Origin of the sequence: Streptoalloteichus tenebrarius (assembly GCF_024171885.1) — a bacterium.
Taxonomy (GTDB): domain Bacteria; phylum Actinomycetota; class Actinomycetes; order Mycobacteriales; family Pseudonocardiaceae; genus Streptoalloteichus; species Streptoalloteichus tenebrarius.
On record NZ_JAMTCP010000024.1, the window covers coordinates 54749 to 71969 of the forward strand.

Below are 17221 nucleotides of genomic sequence, written 5' to 3' on the forward strand. Positions count from 1 at the left end.
TCGGCGAGCCACCGCCGCACCGCCGGCCTTCCCGTCCCTCAGCCCGTGATCTCCAGCGTGCGGACGACCTCGTCACAGGCGCCCGCCACCCGGGACCGCCCGCCCTCGGTGTACTGGCAACCCACCGCGACCTGCGTCGTCCCCCGGAACAGCACGTACCAGTCCACAGTGGTCGACTCCCGTTGCTGCCGGTAGTGGACGACGTCCCGGCCGGCGAAGCTCGCCTTCTCCTCGAAGTCGGAGAACCCCCGGCTGGTCGAGCGGTCGAACTCGGCCCTGAGCTGGCGCAGCGCGCGGCCCCGGTCGGCGTCGCTGTCGTAGTTGAGCTTGAACTCCTGCACCGCGATCAGGTCGGTGTCGACCGCGGCGTCCGTCGGCTTGACCTGCACCTTGCGCTGCCCGGCGTCGCCGCCGGTCTGCTCCCAGTCGGCCGGCATCCGGAACCGGTAGTCGTACTGGGCGATCTCCCGTCCCTGCGCGGCCTGCGGCTTCCTGTCGCCCTCGTCGCCCGACCCGCTCAGGGTGACGCCGAGGACAGTGGCGATCACCGCGACCAGCACGACCGCGCCGCCCACGAGCAGCGGAGCGCGACGGCGGGGCGCCGGCGCCGCCGGTGGGGTCGGTGGGGTCGGTGCGGGAGGGAGGCCCGGAGCCCCGAACCCGCCCGGCGGAGTGAACCCGGCGGGCGGTGTGCCGGGGACCGGCCGGAGGTTCGGGCCCGCGGCCCCGCCCACCGAGGGGAAGGGGCCGGAAGCCGGGGAACCCGCCGGGAGCCCGACGGCGGGCGTCCCCGGTCGGGGCGGGTGCGACGCGCCCGCCGCCGACGCGGCCGGAGGCAGGCCCGCGGTGCGGTCCGGGTCCCTGGTCACGGCGCGCAGGGCGCCCCGGGCGACGACGGTCTCCGGCTGGTCCAGGGTGATCGGCATGAGGCCCGTACGCTCGTAGACGAGACGGGACACCAGGGGGATCCGGCTCGACCCACCGACGAGGAACACCCCCGAGAGCTGCTGGGGCGTCAGCCCCGCGTCCCGCACAGTCGCCACCACCAGCTCGGCGGCGCGGGACAGCGGGCCCGCGACGAGCCCCTCCAGGTCGGCCCTGGTGACGTGGGCGTCGGGGAAGGGCGGCGGCATCGGCACGTCGGTGTAGGCGTGCCGGGAGAGCGTCTCCTTGGCGCCCCGCACGTCCTGCCGCAGCACCCGCCGGCGGCGGCGGTCGGCCAGGTCGCGCCCCTCGACGAGCCTGCGCCACGCCTCGGGGTCGGTCCCCGCGACCAGCCCGCCGACGTGCTCCAGCAACGCCTGGTCGATGTCGGCCCCGCCGAACGTGGGGTCGCCCCTGGTGGCGAGCACCTGGAAGACCGGGACCGGCCGCCCAGGGTCGTGGGCGGACGGCGCGCTCTGCCGGCGGACGACGCTACAGTCGACCGTGCCGCCGCCGAGGTCGAGCACGGCCAGGGCGGCGCCGTCGGCCATGCCGTGGCCGGCGGAGTGGAACACGGCGGCGGCCACCGGCTCCGGCACGAGCGCGATCTCCGCTGCCAGCCCCGACGCCGCCTGCCGCAGGACGTGCGTGCGCATCGCGCCCCAGTCCGCGGGATGGGTCAGCACCAGCAGGTCGACCGGCGCGCCGCCGGCGACGCGCCTGGCCTCCCCCACCGCGCGGGACAGCACGGCCCGGATGACCTCGCGCACCGGGAGCACCGTGCTGCCCAGCAGCAGCTCGCCCTCGTCGATCCGGCGCTTCGGGTGCGGCTCGTACCGGGAGGGGTCCACGGCGGCCTGGCGCTCCGCCTCGTGCCCGACGAACAGCGTGCCGTCGGCGGCGGCGAACACCGCGGAGGGCACCAGCGGCTGCCCGTCGACCACGACCACCTGCGGCTCGCTGCCGCCGCCGGCGTGCTCCCCCGTGGCCACCGCGGTGCAGGTGCTGGACGTGCCGAAGTCGATCGCGACGTGCAGGGTCACCCGCTCACCTTCTCACTGGGCTGGACGCGGAAGAAGGACGCCCGGACCGGAGGTCCGGGCGTCCTGTCGTCGTTCTCGGGACCGGTCGCACGACCGACCCCGACCGGGCACAGCCGGCCGTGATCGGCACTGCTGGCACTGTCGCGCGCTCGGCGCGGGTCGGGGGCGGCGGCGCGCACGGCGCCCGCCGCCCCCCCCCGATCCGCCCATCGTCACTCCGGGGGGATGTGCGCGATCTGGACCAGGCGGTTGCCGCCCTTGCGCGCGACCAGGGTGCCCCGGCCCGGCGGCATCGGCGAGGGCTTGACGTTGCCGATCAGGTTGCCCTCGTCCTTGTTACCGCTCATCACGATGCCGGGGGCCGAGCCCTCGCGCAGCTTCCCGATGATCGGGTCGCTGAACGCGGCCCTGCTGGCGCCACCGGAGTTGCGCATCAGCACGAAGTGCAGACCGATGTCCCTGGCCTGGGGCAGGAACTCGGCCAGGGGGGCCAGCGGGTTGGCGTGCGGGCTCGGCGCGACCAGGTCGTAGTCGTCGACGATGAAGAACAGGTCGGGGCCCTTCCACCAGGAGCGGTTCTTGAGCTGCTCCTGGGTGACGTCCGGGCCGGGCAGCCGTCGGGTCATCGCCGTCCTGACGTCGCCGATCACCGCCTGGAGCTGCTGCGACGAGGCCGCGTAGGTGAGCACGTGGTCCGGCGGCAGGAAGCCGAGCATGCTGCGCCGGTAGTCGACCAGGATGATCCTGGCCTCCTGCGGCGTGTACCGGTCGACGATGCCCCTGGCGACCACCCGCAGCAGGGTCGACTTGCCGGCCTCGGTCTCGGCGAAGCCGAAGAAGTGCGGGTCCTGGGCGAAGTCGAGGTAGACGGGCGCGAGCTCGTCCTCGTTGACGCCGATCGGGACCAGCTTCGGGTTCGGCTGCTGCTGCGGGGTCGGGAGCTGCTCGTAGGGCAGCACCGCCGGCAGCATCCTGACCTGCGGGGCCCTCGGGCCGCGCCAGGCCGCGTTGATCTTCTGCACCGCGTCGTGGATGCCCTCGCCGACCCGGTCGACCAGGACCTCCCACCGCTGCTCCGGCGTCATGTCGGCGCTGAGCCGCTCGCCGCTGTCCACCCGGGGCAACGCGACCAGGAAGTGCAGCTTGTCGCGGGACAGGCCACGGCCAGGCCGGTTCTCCGGCACGTTCACCGCGACCTTGCGGTCCACGTCGGACTCGCTGGTGTCGCTGATGCGCAGCTCGAACCGGCTGCCCAGCATGTCCTTGAGCGCCGGCCGGATCTCGGGCCACCGGTTGGCGGTGATCACCACGTGCACGCCGTAGGACAGACCCGAGTTCGCCAGGTTGACGATCTGCTGTTCGAGCATCTCGAAGTCCTGCTTGAAGGCCAGCCAGCCGTCGATCAGCAGGAACACGTCGCCGTACGGGTCGTCCTTGATCTCGCCGCGCCGCTTGCGGTTGCGGAACTCGGTCATCGAGTCGATGCCGAGGTCCCTGAACCGCTGCTCGCGCTCGACCATCAGCGTGCTCAGCTCCGCGACGGTCCGCCGCACCAGGTCGGGGTCGAGCTTGCCGCCCACCGCGCCGACGTGCGGCAGGCCTCGGAGCGACATCAGCGCGCCACCACCGAAGTCGATGCAGTAGAACTGCGCCTCCTGCGGCGTGTGGGTCACCGCCATCGACATGACCAGCGTCCGCAGCAGCATCGACTTGCCCGACTGCGGGCGGCCGACGACCGCCATGTGGCCGGCGCCGCCGGACAGGTCGGCCCACAGCACCTTCTGGCTCTGCTCGTAGGGCCGGTCCTCCAGTCCGATGGGGACGGCCAGCCGGCCGTTGTGCTGGAACCCGGCCGCGCTGAGCCCCCGGTCCTCGGTGGGCGCCAACGGCGGCAGCAACGAGTCCAGCGTGGGCGGCTCCTCCAGCGGGGGCAGCCACACCCGGCGCGCCGGCGGGCCCTGGCGGACGGTCCGCCTGACGAAGATCTCCAGCTCGCTGGGCTCGGCCGAGTCGTCCTTCTTCTTCTCGGGCTTCGGCTCCTCCCTGGGCTTCTCCGGCTCCTCGGGGATCGGGATGAAGTCCGGGACGAAGAACTTCGGCCGGCGGTCGCCGCTGATCGGCGCCGCGGTCTGCACGGCCTGCATGCCCGGCGGGCGGTACGGGCCGGAGACGTAGCACGCCTTGAACCGGGTCTTCTCGTTGTTGAACACGAGGTAGCCGGAGCCGGGGATCGGCGGCAGGTCGGCGGCGTCCGGGATGCCGATGGCGGCCCGGGAGTCCGCCGCGCTGAACGTCTTCAGGCCGAGCCGGTAGGACAGGTGGGTGTCCAGGCCGCGCAGCTTGCCCTCCTCCAGTCGCTGCGAGGCGAGCAGCAGGTGGATCTGGAGCGACCGGCCCAGCCGGCCGATGGCCACGAACAGCTCGATGAAGTCGGGCTTGGCGCTGAGCAGCTCGGAGAACTCGTCGATGACGATCCACAGCGCCGGCATCGGTGGCAGGTCCTCGCCGCGCTCGCGGGCCTTCTCGTAGTCCCAGACGTTCTTGAACTTGCCGCTCTCGGCCAGCACCTGCTGGCGGCGGGCCATCTCGCCGGCCAGCGCGTCGCGCATCCGGTCGACCAGCGTCAGGTCGGAGCCCAGGTTGGTGATGACCGCGGAGACGTGCGGGGCGTCGTCGAAGCCGAGGAACGTCGCGCCACCCTTGAAGTCCACCAGGACCAGGTTCAGCGCGGCCGAGGAGTGCGTGGCCATCATCGCCAGCACCAGCGTCCTGAGGAACTCGGACTTGCCGGAACCGGTGGCGCCGACGCACAGGCCGTGCGGGCCCATGCCGCCCATGGCGGTTTCCTTGATGTCCAGCTCGACCGGCTCGCCGTGCTCGCCGACGCCGAAGGCGACCTTGTACTTCTCGCTGTTGGGCCGGGGCCGCCACGCCTGCGCGAGGTCGAAGGTCATCGGGTCGCCCAGACCGAGCAGCTCGAACAGGCCGACGTTGGAGTTCAGCAACGGCTGGTCCTCCGGCTCGGCCCCGCCGCCCTGGGCGGTGGCGACCCGCCACGGCGACAGCTTGCGCGCCAGGGACTCGGCCTCGACGGCGCTCAGCCCGTCCGCCTTGCCGAACCACTCGATGCCACCACCGGTGCGGGCGCCGAGCCGGTCGCCGTCCAGCACGATGCGCAGACCCTTCTTCTGCGCCAGGTTGGTGGTCAGCGAGTCGGACAGGTCGATCAGCGTGACGCCCTGGAGGCCGTCCTGCTGGACGATGTACTCGCCGCGGTTGACCTCGCCGTCGTCGATGAGGATCACGATGTGCGGCTGGTCGGTCAGCGGCTGCGCGTTGCGGGAGAAGTTCCTGCGTTCCCCGAGCTCCTCGTGCAGCATCCGCTCGACCTCGGACAGCGAGCCGGCCATCAGCCGCATCTGGCCGATGCCGTCGACGTGCCGGGGGTGCTGGGCGTGCGGCAGCCACTTGACCCACTCCCACTCGCGGCGGGCCTCTCCGGCGGCCACGACCGCGATCAGCAGGTCGCTCGGGGCGTGGAACGTGGCGAGCTGGGCGAGCATCGCCCTGGCCAGCGCGCGGGTGCGCTCCTTCTCGCCGTACAGCGGCACGGCGGCGAAGCCGCGCAACGAGATGGCGATGGGCAGGTCGGGGACGATCGAGTGGGCGCGCACGAACCGGCGCAGCGCCAGCGTCGCGATCGGCTCCAGCTCGTCGACCGGACCGGTCTGCGGCGGGACCAGCCGGGTGGACAGGCGCTGCGCGCCCCGGCAGATCCTGACCTGGCAGAAGTCGGGGTCGTTGGGGCGGCGCTCCCACATGCGGCGCTGGCCGGGACCCACCAGCGGCCACAGCGCCTGCGGGTCGGGGTGGCACCACTCGCGCTCGACCCGCTGCTCCAGCGCGGCCTCGCGGGCGCGTTCCCGCATCTGGCCGAGGTACCGCAGGTAGTCCTTGCGGTCCTCGTTCATCTCGGCCTTCTTCTGGCCGGCCCCCTGGCCGCCGCCGGCCATCATGCCCAGCGTCGAGATCACCATCATGCCGCCGAAGACCAGCGACATCGGGTTCCGGCCGCCGGCCACGAACATGAAGACCATCATGCCCAGCGACGCCACGACCATCACGACCGGCAGCAGCTTCATGACGATGTTGCCGGGGATGACCCGGGGCACCTCGGGCGGCGGCTCCAGGTGGACCTCGCCGCCCGGGGGACGTGGGGCGGCCAGGCGCGGCGACCGCTTGAACTGCAGCGTGCTCACCGGACGGGCACCTCTTACTTCTCCCCGACTCACACGGCTCGGGTCGGGATCGGCTGGCGGAGGGACGAGCCGAATGCGCGGCACTCGTCGAGGCCGCCGACGGGTGGGCGGGAAGTTCCCCACCCCTCTTCGCCGGAACCCGGGGTCCCGCCGCACTCGGTGCGGCCATACTAGGGGCGCTCGTCGACGGGCAGGGCCGGTTCCGCGACTTCCGCGAGATCGACAACGGCCGCCGCGACGGGCTCGACAAGCCCGACCCGAGAAGAAGAAGGACGAGGGGGCGCTGGTGGCGACCGGGACGACGGTGTTCAGCCGGGTGACCGTGGTGGCGCCGACCACTCGCATCGACGTCGCCCTGCCGGCGGACGTCGCGGTGGCCGACCTGCTGCCGATGGTGCTGGACATGGCGCGCAGGGCCAGCGGCGAGGGCGGCCCGCTCAACGCCAGGGACGGCGGGGTCCGGCACGGCGGCTGGTGCCTGGCCAAGCTCGGCGAGTCGGAGCCGTTGGACCCGAGCCGCACGCTGGCCTCGCAGGGCGTCGTGGACGGCGAACTGCTCCAGCTCCGCAAGCGCAACGAGAACCCGCCGCCCCCGCTGTACGACGACGTCGTCGACGCCATCGCCGACTCCTCCCCGGACAGCTACCGGCCGTGGACCAGGGAGACCGCCGCCAGGATCGGCCACCTCGCCGGCGGGCTCGCGCTCGTCGGCGCGGCCATGGCCGCGTGGCGGGCCGGCCCGACCTACCCGTTGACGGCGGCGCTGGTCGCCGGCGTGGCCGCCGTGGTCGCGGTGGTCGTGGGCGCGGTGATCGCCAGGGCCTACGCGGCGCCGACCACCGGCGTGGTGGTGGCGGCCGCCGGCGGCCTGCCGCTGGCGTTCGTGAGCGGCCTCTACATCGTGCCGGGTGACGAGGTGCTCGGTCTGGGCCGCGCCAACCTGCTGCTGGGCAGCGCCCTGGTGCTGGTGGTCGCGGCGGCCTCGATCATGGTGTTGGGCGCCGGGGTGACCGTGTTCGTCGCGGCCGCGACGGCCGGTTCGCTGGGTGTGCTGACGTTCGCCGTCGCCACCCTGGTGGACACGCCGGCGGCCGGTGTGGCGGCGGGGGCGGGCGCGGTCGCGCTGGCCGGCCTGTCGATGCTGCCGCGCCTGACCCTGCGGCTGGCCCGGCTGCCGCTGCCCCAGGTCCCCGGCAGCGCCGAGGACCTCAAGGAGGACACCGGCTTCCCCGAGTACGCGGTGATCGAGCGGCGCACCGGTCTGGCCCACGAGTACATGACGGGCATGCTCGTCGGCTGCGGCGTGGTCGCGGCGATCTCGGCGATCCTGGCCTCCGCCGACGGCACCGTGTTCGGCCCGCTGTTCGCGGTCGCGCTGTCCTCGGTCATGTTGATGCGGGCCCGCGCCTACGCCAACGGCAGCCAGGCGGTGGCGTTGCTGGTCACGGGCATGGTGGCCGCGGCGGGCGTGCTCATGGGCTGGCTGTGGACCGCCACGCCGTTCACCCTGCTGCTGTGGGTGTTCGGCGCGCTGACGCTGCTCGCGGCCGTCGGCCTGGTGCTGGGTGTGGTCTTCCCCGAGAAGAAGTTCTCCCCGGTGCTGCGCCGCACCGCGGACATCGCCGAGGCCGTGCTGATCGCGTCCGTCCTGCCGCTCGCGCTGGCCGTGATGGACCTCTACAGCACGATCCGCCACCTGAACATCAACATCTGAGGTCCGAACGTCGATGCGCAGCCCTCGGTCGCTCCGCAGGCTCGTGGCCGCCGCCGCGGCGGCGAGCCTGATCACCCTGGCCGGTCCGGTGCTGCCGGCGTCGGCCCAACCGTCCGGTTCGGACGGTCCAAGGCCGACCCCCACCGGCGCGGCGCCCCAGAACGGCACGACCCCGCGCGCGGGGCAGGAGCCGTCGGGCTCGGCCAAGCCCTCGCCGAAGGGGGGCCGGCCGCCGGCGGGGGACATCCCCAAGGGGATCCCCCCGCTGGAGCCCGACATGAGCAGGTTGCCGGGCAACGGGCCGTCCAAGCCGGAGATCTCCTACGAGAAGAAGAACGAGTGCATCCGGGCCCTGCCGGACACCGCGAAGAACATCACGCAGAAGCCGTGGGGCCAGCTCGCGCTCAACTTCGAGCAGGTGTGGCCGCTCACCAAGGGTGAGGGCGTCAAGGTCGCCGTGATCGACACCGGGGTGAACCGCCACCCTCGGCTGGGTGACGGCCACGGCGGCTACCGGGTCGAGGAGGGCGGCGACTACGTCGTCGAGGGCGAGCACGGCATCAAGGACTGCGACGGCCACGGCACCGCGGTCGCCGGGATCATCGCGGCCGACAACCGGGACCCCAGCGTCGGGTTCTCCGGGGTCGCCCCGGAGGCGACGATCATCTCCTACCGCCAGTCCAGCCCGAACTACCAGGGCAAGGACTCCAGCGGCCGGCAGCGCCCCGCCGGCACGGTCGAGACGATGGCGCACGCGATCCGGAAGGCGGCCGACGCCGGCGCCAAGGTCATCAACGTCTCGGAGTCGGCGTGCCAGCCGCCGATCCCGTCCAGCTACTTCGCCCCGTTGCACGCGGCCGTGCGGTACGCCGTGCAGAGGAACGCGGTCGTCGTGGTCGCCGCCGGCAACGTCGACGGGCAGTCCTGCAAGCAGAACGAGCCCTACGGCAAGATCGAGACCCTGCCCAGCCCGGCCTGGCTGGACGACGACGTGCTCACCGTGGCCGCCACCGACGAGAACGGCGCGCCGGCGAGCTTCTCGCTCAACGGCCCCTGGGTGGACGTGGCCGCGCCCGGCACGAAGATCACCTCGCTGGACCCCGCCGAGAACGGCAAGGGGCTGGCGAACATGCTGCCGCAGAACGGCAAGCTCGACACGATCCAGGGGACCAGCTTCGCCGCGCCCTACGTGGCCGGGATCGTCGCCCTGGTCAGGGCCAGGTTCCCCGACCTGCCCGCGAAGAAGGTGATCGAGCGGATCGAGAGGACCGCGCAGCACCCCGCCGGCCCGGGAGGGTGGAACCCGCAGCTCGGCTGGGGCATGGTCGACCCGGTCGCCGCGGTGACGGCCGTGCTGCCCGAGGAGCAGGGGGTCGTCGCCCCGGTCGCGACCGGGGCGCGCATGCAGATGCCGCCGGCGACGCCGAAGGACTGGACGCCGACCATCGTGGCGCTCAGCGGCGCGGGCGGGGGCGTCGTCCTGCTCGGGATCACCCTGTTCGCCGTGCACACCGTCGGCCGGGTGCGGTCCCGCCAGACGCGGCGCGCCGGGACCTGACGGGCGGACGCCGGGGAACACTCCACATCGGACAGTCCATGAAGGACGCTGTGGACGGCACGGTCGCACCTGGAGCGACCGTGCCGTCCGCGTTCGCGGGTCAGCGGGCGCGACGCGCTCGCCGACCGGTCCCCGTGGTCACTCGATGACCGGGGGCGCGGTCTTCGTGGGTTCGCCGAACAGGTCCACCGGATCGGCGGTGAGCCTCGACGCGTTCCTCCGCTCGGTGTCGCCGCCCTGTCCCTGACCGCCGGCCATCATGCCGCCCATGGGCATCATGCCGCCGGCCATGGGCGAGCCGGTCGTCGTCGGCCTCTCCGCCGCGCCGGGGGCACCGGCGAACGCGGGCCTCTGGGGTTCCTTCGGCGTCTCGACCGCGGCGGCGTGTGAGCCAGGGCCGAGCGGCTGCTGGTGGGGTTGGGCGCCAGTCCCGGCTCCCCCGCCAACACCTCCGACGCCACCGCCTCCGGCGACCACGCCGCCGCCCACGCCGCTGACAGCGCCGCCAGCGACAGCTCCAACAGCGCCGTGGCCGGGAACGGCGTCGTTCGGCGTCCGCGGTGTCCGCGTCGGCGGTGTGTCCGCCGGAGGTCCCGCCGGCTTCGGGACGTCGAACGTCCAGTTCCGGTCGGGGAAGGTGTGCGGCATCGCCACCTTCGCGAAGCCACGGCCGGCGTCGATGCCGTCGCAGAGCTGGACGAACGCCTCCAGGACCTCCCGCACCGCCTCGAACAGCTCCCTGGTCGGCCGGCGCATCTCGTCCAGGTGCGCGCGGGCGCGGACCTCGCCGTGGAGCGGGACGGTCAACGCCTGGGACAGCGCGTCCGCGCCGTCGGCGAGGACCCCCGCCATGTCCCGCACCAGCCGGTGGATCGCGTCGGCGGTGACCTCCAACGCCTCGGCCATCGCGGCCATCGCGTCGCCGAGGTCCGCGCCGGCGCGGACGACCTGGCGCATGTGGTCGAGGAAGGAGTCGGCGTCCGCCCCGTCCCAGACCGCGTCCACCGCGCCCAGCGGCCGGTCCACGTCCTGCCGCACGCGCTCGACCACCCGGCTGGCCGCCCGCCACGCCTCGGCCTGCTCGCGCATGTCGTTCCACCGGCCGACGACGCGTCCGAAGTACTCCTCCACCGGGTCGGGCACGCCGAGGTCCCTGGCCAGGCGGGAGAGGTAGTCGAGGTGCCCGAGGAGACCGTCGGCCACCCGGGCACCGTCCGGTCCGTGCGTCTCCGGTCTCGACGCGTCGGGGGCGGGGTGCGGCGCGGGTCTCGGGGTGTCCACATCGGAACGACGGCCCGGCGCGGGCGGCGCCTCACCGGGATGCCCTGCCGAGGGCCGATGTGGCTCGGCCGGTCGGTGGCCGGCGACGTGGTGGGGGGCCGAGGGCGGCGGAGCGCCCTGCGGGACCGGGTTCCGCCCGTACTGGTGCGGCATGCCGGCCGCCGGATCGCGTGGCTGCACTGGTGCGCTTCCTCCCCCTCGGCTCGCGCTCGCCCCCGCGACGCGTCAGCCCCGGTGGGCGCGTCTGAGGGTGCTGGCGCTGTTCGAGTCGTGTCCCTCGTAGTGCTCGGCGACCTTCACCAGCCCGACGCCGGCGGCGCCGAGCACCTCGCACGCCCGGTCGAGCTGCTGCCGCAACAGGGCCGCTGCTCTGCCGTAGGCGTCGGCCACCCGCACGGTGCGGCCCAGCTCGCCGAAGGCCTCGGGCGGCAGCGGATGCGCGTCCACGGTGTCACGCGCCCGCCGCAGGGCCTGCGCGCCCTGGTCCACGCGCTTCGCGTACTCCCGCAACCAGTCGGTCTCGACCCGCACGCCGTCCACGCTCACCCCCTCGTCCCGTGGCCGCGCCCCCGCCCGTTCGGCCGGTCCGGGCGGCGCTGCCCCCGCCGCGCCGGGCGCGCCCGGCGCCGCCGCCTCCACCGTCGCATGTGGACGGTCAACGCCGGGCGCGCCCGGTGGTCTCACTTCCCGGTCTGGCCGGTCCCCTGCTGTCCGCCGGCCTGACCGCCCGACTGCTCCCCCGCCGGCGGCTCGGCCCTGGGCGCGTTCGCGTCGACGGAGAGGCTGTCGTAGATGCGGTCGGCCATGGCCGGGTCCAGCGCGGGGCCGTTCGGCAGGAGCTGGAGGATCGACTGCGGCGCCGGCGCGTACCTGTCGCCGAGGCCGAGCCCCTTGGCGATCTCCTCGCTCGGCACGCCGTAGCGCACGCCCCGGTCGGACACCACGGAGATCGGGCCGGACGCGACGTCCATCTGGGTGTTCACGCTGCGCACGACCGCGCCCTTGCCGGGCGGCATGAACGCGAGGTCGATGTTCTCCAGGTTGTCCAACTTGTACTGCGCGAGCTTGACCGGGCGCATCTTGTCCGGCAGCGGCACGCGCCTGCCCACGGTGACCGTGGTCTCCGGCTTGCCGTCCTTGCCGCTCCACCGCAGGCAGGTCACGGTGGCGTCGGAGACCTTCAGCACGTGCTCCGGCGTCACCACCGGGAGGTCGTCGATCTTCAGCTTCTGCGCGTCGGGCGCGGTCTTGGCGACGTCGGCCGGGGGCACGTCGATCGGCTTGACCACGCCGGTCTTCGGGTCGGAGTACCGGATCAGCTCCGCCACGGCCTGCGGCACCTGCTGGACGCCGTCCCTGAGCACGACGAAGTACTCCTCGGCCTGGCCGGTGCGGTAGGCCCTGACCACGTTGCCGATCTTGGCGCCCCTGATGGAGAAGGCGGGCTCCCCGCCCTGCCCCTGGATCGCCGGCGCCTCGACCTTGCCCACCTCGGGGATCGCGTTGAGCAGGGCGGTGCTGATCGGCCTCGGGTCGGCGCCCGTGAGCCGCAGCGCGCTCATCACCTGCTGGTTGGTCACGTCGATCTGCGCGCGGACGACGGTGCGCCGGTCCTTCTTGTTGGTGTAGAGCAGGTAGTGCTGGCCGTTGGAGGCCCGCGCGAGGATGACCCGGTTGTCGCCGAGCGCGTCGATCGACTGCTCCACGCCGATCAGCGCCGTCGTCTCCACGTCCGGCTTCTTGTTCTCCGGCGCGGTCGGGTCGGGGCGCAGCTCGTCGCAGACCGACCACACCGGGACGACCTGCTGGTCGGCGTGGGTCGGCAGCATCTCGGGGGCGCCGGGCATGCCGGTCAGCGGACCCTTGGGCGTGTTCTGGAGAGCGCTCTCGTCGACCACGATCGGGTCGGCGGCGCCGGGGCCGGGGCCGGCCCCGGCGGGCCCGCCCTGGCCACCCTGGCCGCCCTGCTGGGCGCGCGCCATCAGCAACAGCTTGGCGGAGGCGATGTTCGGGGTCGGGATGAGCTGCTGCGGATTGCCCGCGACCACGTACACCGCGCCGGTCTGCTTGCTGATGACGATGCCGCCGTCCTTGGGGAGGCTGCCCTTCGGCTTGAGGACGCCGAAGATGAGGAAGCCGAGCACGCCGACGACCGCGAGCAGCGCTCCCGCGGCGAGCGCTCGTTGGTGGGTGCGCATCGGCTCGTGCAGCATCACCGCGTCCTTGCGCGTGAGCGCGGACTCCATGCGGCGGAGCACGAAACGATACGCCTGAACCTGGGATTTCGTCGTGGGTGTTGAGGGCATTCTCGGCCTACAGCTCTCCCGTCCGCGATACGGTTCCGCAGGATAGCCGCACGGGTACGCGTCCGGGTCCGGTTCGACGGAACCGGATCACGGGGCCGTCGCCGGCGGCGCCGAGTCCACCGCCCGCGCCGACCGCCCAGTCCCGTCGGCGCGCAGGGAGCGAGGGGGAGAGACCGAACGGATGTCCGTGACCACATCACGCCCCGCCCCGCCGGGGCCGGCCGCGGCCGTGAACGCGATGCGCGCGGCGATGCGCGCCCGCCGGCGCACGATGGGCGCGAGCCTGGGCGCGTTGCCGGTCGTCAACCTCGTGGTGATCGAGGTCGGTCTGGCGCTGGGGCTCCTGCTGCTCGCCGCGAACTCCGTCCTGTGGCCCGTCTCGGTGGCCGTGCTGGTGATCGCCCTCGTCGTGGCGTTCCTCCGCTGGCGCGGCCGCTGGTTCACCCAGTGGGTCGGGCTGACCCTGCGCTACACCTTCCGCTCCCACGCCAGGGTCGTGCGGCCGGCCGAGGTGGCGGCCTCGGCGCCGGCCGCGGACGAGGCCCGCGACGACGAGGCGGTGACCGGCCCCGAGGACCCGAGGGTCGCCGTGCTCCGGCTGGCCGTGCCCGACCTCGTGGTCGCGCACGGCACCGACCACGAACGCCGGCAGGTCGGTCTGGCCTGGCACGAGGGCACCTGGACGGCGGTGCTGCTGGTCGACACCCCGCAGCCGATGGTCGGGCGGGTCGGCGCCGCGCCGAACCTGCCGCTGAGCGTGCTCGCCCCGTGCCTGGAGGACCGGGGCACGGTCCTGGACGCGATCCAGGTGATCTGGCACTGCTACCCGGGGAGCGCCGCGCTGCCGCCGAACTCCCCGGCGCTGGCCTCCTACCTGGAGGTGCTGGGGCCGGTGCCGGCGGCGGCCCGCCGCACCACGTGGATCGCGGTGCGGCTGGACCCCCGGCGGTGCCCCGCGGCCGTGCGGGAGCGCGGCGGCGGCGTGGTCGGGGCGCACCGCGCGTTGATCGGCGCCCTGTCCCGGGTCCGCAGCGCCCTGAACGCGCGCGGCATCCCCACCCGTCCCCTGGACGTCGACGAGCTGCTGCGCGCGGGGATCTCGGCGGGCGAGCTGACGGCCGCGCTCGGGTCGAAGTCCTCCGTGGCGCTGCGGGAGCGGTGGGCCGGCGTGACCGCCGGCGGCATCGGCCACGCGAGCTACGCGATCACGGGCTGGCCCAGCCGGCCCGCGGAGAGCCTCAACGCGCTGACCGGGGTCAGGGCGCTGTCCTCGACGGTGGCCCTGTCGCTGGCCCCGAGCGGGGAGGACGGCCAGGTCGGGCTGCGCGGCCTGGTGAGGGTGAGCGCGCGGACGCCGAGCGAGCTGGAGGCCGCGGACGGCCAGCTCCAGCAGCTCGGCGAGCGGGTGGGCGTCTCGTTGACCCCGCTGCGCGGCCTCCAGGCCGCCGGGTACTCGGCGACGCTGCCGATGGGAGGTGCCGCGTGAGCCGGACGCGGTTGGAGACCCAGAACGGGGCCGGCGTCGCGCCGGAGTTCCTCGTGTCCCCCGAGTCGCTGGACGCGGTCAGCCCGTCCGGCGACCGCGGCGGGATGATGCTCGGCGCGACCCCGCAGGGCGAGCCGCTGAGCATGTCGATCCTGCGCACCGAGCCCACGCGGATCGTGATGGTGGGTGGGCTGTACCTGGCGCGGCAGCTCGCGCTGCGGGCGATGGCGACCGGGGCGTGGGTGATCGTGGCGACCGGCCGGCCGCAGGCGTGGCAGGTGCTCGCGCGGGCCGCCGGCCAGGGGCCGGACGGCAGGGCGGTGCCGCTGGTGCAGATCCGCCGGCTGGTGCCGGTGGAGCTGCCGAGGGCCACCGAGGACGGCCCGCTGCTGGTGATCCACGACGGCGGCGCGGCGCCGCAGGAGATGTTCCCGCCCCGGTCGGCGTGGCAGACCACGGTGTACGTGCTGCCGTACCTGCACCCGAACGCGATGGCGATCGCCAACACCGCCGAGCTGGTGCTGCTCCAGCGGATGCCGATGGGGCAGGCGCAGATGGCGGCCCGCACCTGGCGGCTGGGGCCGCAGCACGTGCAGCAGCTCGTCACGATGAAGAACGACGCGGTCGTGGCGCTGGGCACCAACCTGTGGCAGCCGCTGCGGCTGATCAGCACTCCCCGGGAGCAGCAGATCCTCGGCCCCGTCCGGCTCGGGGACTGAGCCCGGCCGCCGCCGGTCACGAACACGGGGCGTCACCCCACCGGGGTGGCGCCCTGTTCGCTCTCCGGACACGTCCGGCGGGTCCCCATCCGTTCCACCCAACTCGTCCCGCTGCGCGCGGGTGAGGCGGCTAGCCCGAAAAGCCTAATTTCCGTCACAACCACAATTTCTTTTCGTACCACGGGTAGAAAACGTTTTCAACGACTGTTTGCCCTGGTCAGACGGCCATATGCTGGCTAGCACGTCCGCGCGGACGAGGTATTCCCCAGACCGCGCCCCGGCCAAACCGGCCGGACGCGCACACCCTGCCTGAGGGAGAACGCCATGGAATGGAACCGCGCCACCCGAAGAATCGCCGGGCTGGGCGCGGCGACCGCTGCCGCGGTCGCCGTCACACTCGGTGGATCGTTACCCGCCGGCGCCGACGAGGGCGTCATCCGCGCCGCGGGAGCCGCCGAAGCCATCAAGGACAGCTACATCGTGGTGCTCAGGACCAGTGGCACCCAGGCCTCGGCGCAGTCCGTCGAGGCCACGGTCGACAACCTCGTCGCGCGCCACGGCGGCGCCGTCAAGCACACCTACCGCTCCGCGTTGCACGGGTACGCGGCCACCATGAGCGAGCAGCAGGCCCGGCGGGTCGCCGCCGACCCCCAGGTCGCCTACGTGGAACAGGACCAGGTGGCGCGCGCGACAACGGACCAGGCCAACCCGCCCTCGTGGGGCCTGGACCGCATCGACCAGCGCAACCTGCCGCTGGACAACAGGTACTCGTACGAGACGAACGCCAGCAACGTCAACGCGTACATCATCGACACCGGCATCCGCACCACCCACAGCGACCTGGGCGGACGCGCGAAGCACGGCCGGGACACCGTCGACAACGACAACGACGCCACCGACTGCAACGGCCACGGGACGCACGTGGCCGGCACCGTCGGCGGCACCGCGCACGGCGTCGCCAAGGGCGTCACGCTGTGGGCGGTCCGGGTGCTCAACTGCCAGGGCTCCGGCAGCTACGCCGGCGTCATCGCCGGCATCGACTGGGTCACCGCCAACGCCGTCAAGCCGGCCGTGGCGAACATGAGCCTGGGCGGCGGCGCCTCCAGCGCCGTCGACGACGCGGTCCGCAAGTCGATCTCCTCCGGCGTCACCTACGCCCTGGCCGCCGGCAACGGCGACGCCGCGGGCAACGCCCAGGACGCGTGCACCGTCTCGCCGGCGCGCACGCAGGAGGCGATCACGGTCAGCGCGACCGACAAGACCGACACCAAGCCGAAGTGGGCCAACATCGGCTCCTGCGTCGACATCTTCGCGCCCGGCGTCGGCATCACCTCCGCCTGGCACACCAGCGACAGCGCCACGAACACCATCAGCGGCACCTCGATGGCCACCCCGCACGTGGCCGGCGCCGCCGCGCTCGTGCTGGCCGCCAACCCGTCCGCCAGCCCCCAGCAGGTGCGCGACGCGCTGGTGAACAAGGCGACCGGCAACGTCGTCCAGAACCCGGGCAACGGGAGCCCGAACAAGCTGCTGTTCACCGGCGCCGGCGGCGGCAACCCCGACCCGGGGACCTGCGTGAAGACCAACGCCACCGACGTCCAGATCCCGGACAACGGCGCGGCGGTGAGCAGCTCGATCGCCGTGACCGGCTGCGACGGGCGCGCCGCGAGCACGACCAAGGTCGAGGTGCACGTCAAGCACAGCTACCGGGGCGACCTCACCATCGACCTGGTGACGCCGAGCGGCGCGGTGAAGAACCTCAAGCGGTCCGACTCGTGGGACTCGGCGGACGACGTCAACGAGACCTACACCGTGGACGCGTCGACGGAGAACCGGAACGGCACGTGGAGGCTCCAGGTGAAGGACTCCTACGCGCAGGACACCGGTTACCTGGATAGCTGGAGCCTCAACCTCTGATCGCCCCCGCCGTC

At 73.4% G+C, this 17221-nt stretch carries 10 protein-coding genes; 5 read left to right on the forward strand and 5 right to left on the reverse strand.

Annotated features, from left to right (window positions below):
* Positions 1–38: 38 nt before the first annotated feature.
* A complete protein-coding gene (locus LX15_RS19600) occupies positions 39–1967 on the reverse strand; it encodes a type VII secretion-associated protein (protein WP_253671073.1) in 1929 nt (642 codons plus the stop codon).
* Positions 1968–2179: 212 nt separating this feature from the next.
* Positions 2180–6226, reverse strand: a complete 4047-nt coding sequence (gene eccCa / locus LX15_RS19605; protein ID WP_253671074.1) for a type VII secretion protein EccCa — start codon at positions 6224–6226, stop codon at positions 2180–2182.
* Between the two features lie 286 nt (positions 6227–6512).
* On the opposite strand from eccCa, the gene eccD reads away from it, so the two are divergent.
* Both eccD and mycP read left to right on the forward strand, forming a co-directional pair.
* Positions 6513–7940 (forward strand): type VII secretion integral membrane protein EccD, encoded by a 1428-nt coding sequence (eccD, locus tag LX15_RS19610; RefSeq protein ID WP_253671075.1) that lies wholly within the window; start codon positions 6513–6515, stop codon positions 7938–7940.
* Positions 7941–7953: 13 nt separating this feature from the next.
* Positions 7954–9498 carry a type VII secretion-associated serine protease mycosin gene (mycP, locus tag LX15_RS19615; protein WP_253671076.1) on the forward strand — a complete coding sequence of 515 codons (1545 nt, stop codon included), beginning with the start codon at positions 7954–7956 and terminating at the stop codon, positions 9496–9498.
* Between the two features lie 138 nt (positions 9499–9636).
* Here the strand turns inward: mycP and LX15_RS19620 are convergent, their stop codons facing one another.
* From LX15_RS19620 to eccB, 3 genes are all read right to left on the reverse strand, one after another.
* On the reverse strand, positions 9637–10701 hold the full coding sequence (locus LX15_RS19620) for a WXG100 family type VII secretion target (protein ID WP_253671077.1): 1065 nt from the start codon (positions 10699–10701) through the stop codon (positions 9637–9639).
* Between the two features lie 303 nt (positions 10702–11004).
* A complete protein-coding gene (locus LX15_RS19625; RefSeq protein WP_253671078.1) occupies positions 11005–11325 on the reverse strand; it encodes a DUF2563 family protein in 321 nt (106 codons plus the stop codon).
* A 134-nt stretch (positions 11326–11459) separates the two neighbouring features.
* Complete coding sequence (gene eccB, locus LX15_RS19630) at positions 11460–13085, reverse strand: type VII secretion protein EccB (protein ID WP_301304893.1); 1626 nt, start codon at positions 13083–13085, stop codon at positions 11460–11462.
* 238 nt (positions 13086–13323) lie between these two features.
* On the opposite strand from eccB, the gene eccE reads away from it, so the two are divergent.
* The 3 genes from eccE (at position 13324) to LX15_RS19645 (ending at position 17207) form a co-directional block, all read left to right on the forward strand.
* A complete protein-coding gene (gene eccE / locus LX15_RS19635; protein ID WP_253671113.1) occupies positions 13324–14571 on the forward strand; it encodes a type VII secretion protein EccE in 1248 nt (415 codons plus the stop codon).
* On the forward strand, positions 14568–15290 hold the full coding sequence (locus tag LX15_RS19640; RefSeq protein ID WP_253671080.1) for a hypothetical protein: 723 nt from the start codon (positions 14568–14570) through the stop codon (positions 15288–15290). Before eccE ends, LX15_RS19640 begins: the two co-directional genes overlap by 4 nt.
* A 324-nt stretch (positions 15291–15614) precedes the next feature.
* Complete coding sequence (locus tag LX15_RS19645) at positions 15615–17207, forward strand: S8 family peptidase (RefSeq protein WP_253671081.1); 1593 nt, start codon at positions 15615–15617, stop codon at positions 17205–17207.
* Positions 17208–17221: the final 14 nt, after the last annotated feature.